Genomic DNA, 3300 nt, shown 5'->3' with positions numbered 1-3300 from the left:
AATGCCGATCATTTTTAGCTTGGCTATTGACCATTTATTTTACGATCGCGATCACACTTCTGAGTATTCTATCTCAGGAAGAAGGCATTGCTTCTACTGGTCACTTATTTCTGCCATCCTGCACTAGGATACAGGTCGCCTTATATGCGTAAATTTACAAACTTGGGGATGGTTATAGCTGAAGTCAGAAGTTAAATTGAAGAAGGCAGGAGGCAGGAGGAGATTCAAGACTTCTCTTTGAAGGCAGAGGGCAGGAGGCAGCAGGCAGGAGGAGATTCAAGACTTCAATGTAGTTCTACCATTGTTACTTTTAACTTTTGACTTTTGAATGCATGCCTTTTGACTTGAAATGGAGCGATCGCTTATTTATTACTGTGAGATGGGGGCGTTTTGGTTGAGAACGATTAATTTAAGATGGAAACCGCCCCTACTGTTGCAAAATTTTCGGCTTTTGTTACTTTTAACTTTTGACTTTTGCCTTTTGAATTAATTGAGAGTGATCGCCCTCTTCTTACTTTTAACTTTTGCCTTTCTAGCTCCTGCTTACTGCCTTCTGCCTCCTGCCTTCTGCCCCCTGCCTTCTTCGTAAAAATCACTTCATTAAAACCAACTAATTTTGTACCTCACCATCACAGAAATTGTTATATAATCAACACAAAAATAAAGTAAGTAGTAAAAACAATGAAGTTTATCAGCCCCAAAACTGACTTTGCTTTTAAAAAAATATTTGGTTCTATTCACAGTCAAAATATTCTCATTAGCTTTCTCAATGCCATAGTTTATGACAATCAAAATATTATTCAATCTCTCAAAATAATTAACCCCTATAACCCTGGAGTTACTAACACTATTAAAGAGACTTATTTTGATGTAAAAGCACTTTTAGATAATGGTTATACAGTCATCATTGAAATGCAAGTATTGAATGTAGAATGTTTTGAAAAACGAGTAATTTATAACCTAGCTAAAGCTTATGGAAATCAATTAGATGTAGGTCAAGGTTATATGATGTTAACCCCTTTTATCGCTTTAAAAATTACCGATTTTGTTTTATTTGAAAATGAAAAAACGGAGAAAATGATTACTAAGTTTAAATTTAAAGAAGAGACAGGATTGTTTAATTATCAAGATGAATTAACTTTAATGTTTTTAGAATTACCGAAATTTAACAAAGAATTATCAGAATTAGAAACCCTCAGTGATAAATGGATATATTTTATTAAATCAGCGCCAAATTTAGAAGTAATACCCTCTTCATTAGGAGAAGTATCAGAAATAGAGGCGGCATTAAATATAGCGAATAAAGCAAATTTAAATAATGAAGAATTAGAGGAATTAGAGAAACAGGAAACGTTGATTAGAGATAAGAAAGGACAAATTAGTTTGGCGATAAAGGAAGGAATTGGTATTGGACGGGAAGAAGGAATTGGTATTGGACGGGAAGAAGGAATTGGTATTGGAATGGAAATTGGACGGGAGCAAATAGTGAAACAAATTTTACGTCAAATTCGCAGAAAGTTTGGAGAAATAGCTCCAGAAGTTAAAACTCAGATAGAGCAGTTATCTATGGAAAAATTAGATATTTTAGGAGAATAAATTTTTGATTTAGCAACCATCATAGATTTGGAAAACTGGTTAGCTAATTAACAAACAAAAAGCAGAAGGTAGGAGGGTTAGGAGGCAGGGGGCAGGAGGCAGAAGGCAGGAGGAGATTCAAGACTTCAATTTTTGTCACTTTTGAATTTTGACTTAATTGGGAGCGATCGCTACTTTCTGCCTCCTGTTATAATTACGCTCCTAGTTTTGCTCTGGCCCGATAGATAAAAAAGGGCTAGAGCAAAACTACAAACAAATTCTTACTTCTGCCTCCTGCCTCCTGCCCCCTGCCTTCTGCCTTTCCATCAATCCCTGCTGCCTCCTGCCCTCTGCCTTCTGCCTTTTCTAACTGCTTTCCAGTCAAAAGTTGATAAGCTCCGGCAACATTCAGTTTACCCAACATACAACGTTCGACTTCTTCGGTATCCTCTAAAGTGCAGGGAATAGCACTATTTGTTAATGCTGCCCTGACTGCTTCTGCATCTGGAGACGCCCCTTGCTGTAACTGCAAACTCATCAGCAATGCGGAAATAGCAGTCACCATTGGCGCTGCACAACTGGTCCCTTTATTGCGGACAGTTTCTTCTGTTCCTGGTTGAGCGCCGAGAATATTTTCTCCGGGAGCAATAATACCTTGTTGTTGATATTGTCCGCCCCAGTTACTAAACTTGAATACTTGCCCATTATCTTTCATTTCCAACAACCAGAGCCAGAAGCAGAAGATCAAACTATACTGGCAACAGGTCTAGAAGACTACGCACGTTGGAAGATAATGTTCAAAGATCACAAAAGGGAAGACGATCCACCTTTCCGTCGCGGACGTATTTGGGCGTAAGGAGGAGGCAGAAGGCAGAAGGCAGGAGGCAGGAGGCAGGAGGCAGAAAGTCAAAAGTAAGAATAGGGCGATCGCTTTGTTTGCAGTCATATCAAATCCGTTGGCTTCGGAGTAATATAATTCCGTTGAGCGTCATACAATGGGTAGGGGCGAATGCCATTCGCCCTTACAATATAGATTCTTATCTTTGAATGCTGAATAACACCGATTCAAGTCAAAAGTCAAAAGGCAAAAATCAAAAGTAAGAATAGGGCGATCGCTTTGTTTGAAGTCAAAAGTTACAGCATACAAATGATGTAGAAGATGAATAGTGAAAATATTGTAGTAGTGCGGGCATCTTGCCCGCTTGGGGGTGTACCTCATAACAGATGACGCCGAATAACTTCAGAAGATCACAAGCATATTCAAGATGTCAAAAATCTTTTTCCTCCTACAATGGCTGTCTATTAGCTTTTACAAATTGACTCATTACCTTTGCTAGTTCTTCGTTTTCCGATATCTGGCACTTGACAAGTCAAAAGTTCAAAGGCAAAAGGCAAAAGTAACAAGGTTAGTCACTACCACAGAAACTCACTTTTTGAGTAAACGCCCCCAATGTCAAGCTTGTGGAAATCCCAAATTACTGCAAGAAATGTCATTTTCTCCCCTGAGTCTCACCAGTCGCAAAAAGCATTTTACCACAGATGGGGGTCATCGCGCCTTCACTCCAGACCAAACAACCAAACGCTACAAAAAGGGCGGCGTTGCACAGTGACGAATGATTAAGGTAATTGAGGGATTTGCTGATGTTTCAAATCATAGATCAGCAAGCGAACTGATTTGCACAACAGATCAATGGACTTGGAGTAGCATAAAGTTTTGCGATGTAA

5 protein-coding genes and 1 pseudogene are annotated in these 3300 nt (G+C 38.9%); 3 read left to right on the top strand and 3 right to left on the bottom strand.

Annotated features, from left to right (window positions below):
• Positions 1 to 404: 404 nt before the first annotated feature.
• Complete coding sequence (locus tag F6K06_RS33265; protein WP_161564432.1) at positions 405 to 596, bottom strand: hypothetical protein; 192 nt, start codon at positions 594 to 596, stop codon at positions 405 to 407.
• 85 nt (positions 597 to 681) lie between these two features.
• On the opposite strand from F6K06_RS33265, the gene F6K06_RS33260 reads away from it, so the two are divergent.
• A complete protein-coding gene (locus tag F6K06_RS33260; RefSeq protein ID WP_287245308.1) occupies positions 682 to 1596 on the top strand; it encodes an Rpn family recombination-promoting nuclease/putative transposase in 915 nt (304 codons plus the stop codon).
• Between the two features lie 235 nt (positions 1597 to 1831).
• On the opposite strand, the gene F6K06_RS33255 is transcribed toward F6K06_RS33260, so the two are convergent.
• Entirely contained in the window at positions 1832 to 2290 is a 459-nt protein-coding gene (locus F6K06_RS33255; protein ID WP_353734929.1) for a S8 family serine peptidase, read from the bottom strand.
• Here F6K06_RS33255 and F6K06_RS33250 point away from each other — a divergent pair.
• Complete coding sequence (locus F6K06_RS33250) at positions 2273 to 2431, top strand: cyanobactin biosynthesis PatC/TenC/TruC family protein (RefSeq protein WP_287245305.1); 159 nt, start codon at positions 2273 to 2275, stop codon at positions 2429 to 2431. The two genes, F6K06_RS33255 and F6K06_RS33250, sit on opposite strands and share 18 nt — an antisense overlap.
• Positions 2432 to 2930: 499 nt before the next feature.
• Complete coding sequence (locus tag F6K06_RS33245) at positions 2931 to 3185, top strand: TOMM precursor leader peptide-binding protein (RefSeq protein WP_287245311.1); 255 nt, start codon at positions 2931 to 2933, stop codon at positions 3183 to 3185.
• Positions 3186 to 3192: 7 nt separating this feature from the next.
• Here F6K06_RS33245 and F6K06_RS33240 read toward each other — a convergent pair.
• Positions 3193 to 3300, bottom strand: a pseudogene (locus F6K06_RS33240) (IS1 family transposase); the annotation flags it as partial.

This window comes from Okeania sp. SIO1H4, assembly GCF_010672695.1.
GTDB lineage: Bacteria > Cyanobacteriota > Cyanobacteriia > Cyanobacteriales > Microcoleaceae > Okeania > Okeania hirsuta.
This window is presented reverse-complemented; position numbering and strand designations above follow the sequence as displayed.

What these genes read in the sequence shown, in the direction of transcription:
- F6K06_RS33260 (WP_287245308.1), top strand. Translation starts at nt 682, where the DNA reads ATGAAGTTTATCAGCCCCAAAACTGACTTTGCTTTTAAAAAAATATTT.
- F6K06_RS33255 (WP_353734929.1), bottom strand. Translation starts at nt 2,290, where the DNA reads ATGAAAGATAATGGGCAAGTATTCAAGTTTAGTAACTGGGGCGGACAA.